This is a genomic window from Methylobacterium sp. (assembly GCF_019750675.1).
Classification (GTDB): Bacteria; Pseudomonadota; Alphaproteobacteria; order Rhizobiales; family Beijerinckiaceae; genus Methylobacterium.
Window position 1 is genome coordinate 1 of sequence record NZ_JAIEOF010000192.1, and the last position, 2,941, is coordinate 2,941.

The following is a 2,941-nucleotide window of genomic DNA, read 5'->3' on the forward strand; positions in this document are numbered from 1 at the left end:
CGGCGTGCGTTGCGCCGGCGCAGGATCACATCCTCGAAATGATGTGCGATTGCGCACAATTTTGCTTGTCGGAGCGTCATAGGCCGGATAAAACGCCGGTCCCGGACAGAAAAAAGGCCGCCCCGGTGAGGGAGCGGCCCGAAGTCTAGGGAGGAAACGCCCAAGAAGGGCACACCGCGGCGACGCCATCGCCGCGGTGCATGGCGATGAAATGCCATTTCGCACCGCACCATGCAATCGCTTCCATGTGGGAGGGGGTATGCGCGCAGTGCATGAAAACGTTTTCAACCCGTCATGCCTGCCGGAGGATCGCGCGGCGCTCCGCTCGTCGCGGGCTCTGTACCCGTGACTCACCGGACCGGCTCGGTCAGGCCGAGTTGCGTCAGGCTCAGGGCCCAGACGCGTTCCTGCAGGGCTTCGTCCCGACCCCGGCTCGACGGCGCGACCGGCTTGCAGCGGTCGAAATAGAGTCCCGTGACGCCCTCCACCTCGGGAGAGGTCGCGAGGTGGATGGAGGTCCTGGCGCCATCCTCGGGCTTCGACAGGAAGGGCCGGATCAACCGCCAGCCGAAGCCGAACCAGCCTCCGGTCCCGGACGCGAACCCGCTGGCGATGACGCCGGGATGCAGGGCGTTGCTGGTGACGCCGCTGCCGGCCAGCCGCCGGGCGAGGGCGGCGCTGAACAGCACGTTGCCGAGCTTGGCCTGGGAATAGGCCGTGATCGCGCTGTAGTCCCGGGCATGGCCGATATCGTCGAAGGCGATGCGGCCGCGCCGGTGCGCCGTCGAGGCGACGCTGACGATGCGGGCCGGTGCGGCGGCCTTCAGGAGATCGAGAAGCTCGAGGCTGAGCTGCAGGTAGGCGAGATGATCGAGCGCCCAGGTGCGCTCGATGCCGTCCACCGTCGTGGCGTGTCGGTCGAAGATCGCGCCGGCATTGTTCACGAGCACGTGGAGGCGTGGATATCGCTCCCGCACCGCTGCCGCGAGGCGGCGAATCTCGGCCTGCGACGCGAGGTCGGCGACGAAGCCGTCGATCACGGCACCGGGCACGGCCTCCCGGATCCGGGCGGCGGCCCGGCCGGTCCGGTCGGCATCCCGGCCCACGAGGCCGACGCGGAACCCCGCCCGCGCGAGGCCGAGGGCCGTCTCCGTGCCGATGCCGGAAGTCGCTCCGGTGACGAGGGCGATCCGCTCCGGCATCGGCGCGGCCCTAGAACACCGCCTGCCCGATGGCGAAGGCGACGACCACGATGACGATGGCCACCAGCAGGAACAGGCCGAACAGGATGCGGGCCAGGGAGCCGGCGCCCGAGGCGATACCGGTGAAGCCGAGGCCGCCCGCGATGAGGGAGATCACGAAACAGATGAGGGCCCATTTCAACAGGGTCATGCGCAACACTCCAGATCGCGGAACCGACCGATAACCACCTGGGGACGCAAGCGTTCCGCCCAAGCTCGGCTGTTTTACGCAGCGGGTCCGGGGGGCGTCGCCGGTGCCGGTGCCGCCGGACGGGCGTCGGTTCCGGCCCGCTCCAGGAGGATGTGCGCCAGGGCGTGGTAGAGCCCCTCGCGGCAGACCACCTTGGAGACCGCGTCGGCGATCAGCGCCGCCACCATGAGGGGGATCATCAGGGCGTGGTCCTGGGTCATCTCGGTGACGATGACGAAGGCGGTAATCGGCGCCTGCAGGGCACCGGTCAGGTAGGCGACCATGCCGATGAGCACCAGGGCTGCCACCGGCACGCCGGAGAACCAGCCGTGCAGGGCGGCCCCGAGACCGGCCCCGACGCTGAGCGAGGGGGCGAACAGGCCGCCGGGAATACCGCTGATCGCCGACAGCAGGGTGGCGAGAAACTTCAGGGGCGCGAAGTCGGGATGCGGGTCCGCCGTGCCGTGCAGGAGGGTGCGCGCCTCCTCGTAGCCGGTGCCGTAGACCGTGCCGCCCGAGGCGAGGCCGCAGAGGGCGACCCCGAGGCCGCAGGCCGCCGCGAAGGCGATCGGCCGGGCGGCGATGGCGCCCCCGAGGCGCCCGGGCAGGCCGCGCGCGAACAGGATGACGATGCGGGAGAAGCCGCCGCCGGCCAGGCCCCCCAGCGCCCCGAGCACCGGCACGGCGATCCAGCCCGGCCCGAAGGGCAGGGCGGCGCTGGCGGTGCCGAAATAGGTGTAGTTGCCGGTCAGCGCCATCGCGGTGAGGCCGGCCGCCACGATGGCGGCGACGATGAGCCCGCCCGTGCGAGCCTCGTAGGCCCGGCCGAGCTCCTCGATGCCGAAGACGATGCCGGCGAGCGGCGTGTTGAAGGCCGCCGCCACGCCGGCCGCACCGCCGGCGAGGATCAGGCCCGGCACCCGCTCCGGCGTGAGGTGTCCGGCCGCCGCCATGATCGCGGCCCCGACCTGCACCGTCGGCCCCTCGCGTCCCGTGGAGGCGCCGAACAGCAGGCCGAGACTCATCACCACGATCTTGCCCGCCGCGACCCGCAGGGAGACCAGGGACCGGCGCAGGGCGAGCCGCCCAGTCTGGCGCGCCGCGATCACCTGGGGGATGCCCGACCCCTGCGCGTTCGGAAAGACGTCGCGGGCGAGCCAGGCGCAGAGGGCGAACCCGAGGGGCGTCAGGCCGAGGGCCACCAGGGGCGAGAGGCCGAGCACCCGCCGGAAGCCCCCTTGCGCCGCGTCGGCCAGCTCCGCCATCAGCACGGCGGCGAGGCCGACGCCGATGCCGCCGACGAGGAACAGCAGGCGGTGGCGCCACAGCCCGAACGCATCGCGGGTGGCCCCGCGCAGGCGCAGCATGGCCTTGGGAACCTCGACGCGCAGCACCTTCGGGGGACGGGCGGGGGGCATGCGGTCCGGGGCTCGGGGCAGAAACTCGGGCGAGGCGGTGCGGCGGGGGTTCAGGCAAGGGGACCCTGAGAAAGGGGGTCCTGAGAAAGTGG

General features: G+C 71.8%; 3 protein-coding genes. All 3 read right to left on the reverse strand.

All coding sequences use genetic code 11. The features are described 5' to 3' along the window. Positions 1 to 350: 350 nt before the first annotated feature. Positions 351 to 1,202: an SDR family NAD(P)-dependent oxidoreductase gene (locus K2X24_RS10310; protein ID WP_292497531.1), complete on the reverse strand. Its 852-nt coding sequence runs from the start codon at positions 1,200 to 1,202 to the stop codon at positions 351 to 353. Positions 1,203 to 1,212: 10 nt separating this feature from the next. Further along, a complete protein-coding gene (locus K2X24_RS10315) occupies positions 1,213 to 1,392 on the reverse strand; it encodes a DUF1328 domain-containing protein (RefSeq protein WP_056469231.1) in 180 nt (59 codons plus the stop codon). 74 nt (positions 1,393 to 1,466) lie between these two features. Next, positions 1,467 to 2,849: a chloride channel protein gene (locus K2X24_RS10320; protein ID WP_292497536.1), complete on the reverse strand. Its 1,383-nt coding sequence runs from the start codon at positions 2,847 to 2,849 to the stop codon at positions 1,467 to 1,469. Positions 2,850 to 2,941 lie beyond the last annotated feature (92 nt).

Bases quoted from the DNA above. Each gene is read 5' to 3' on its own strand.
- K2X24_RS10310 (WP_292497531.1), bottom strand. From the start codon at position 1,202: ATGCCGGAGCGGATCGCCCTCGTCACCGGAGCGACTTCCGGCATCGGC.
- K2X24_RS10315 (WP_056469231.1), bottom strand. From the start codon at position 1,392: ATGACCCTGTTGAAATGGGCCCTCATCTGTTTCGTGATCTCCCTCATC.
- K2X24_RS10320 (WP_292497536.1), bottom strand. From the start codon at position 2,849: ATGCCCCCCGCCCGTCCCCCGAAGGTGCTGCGCGTCGAGGTTCCCAAG.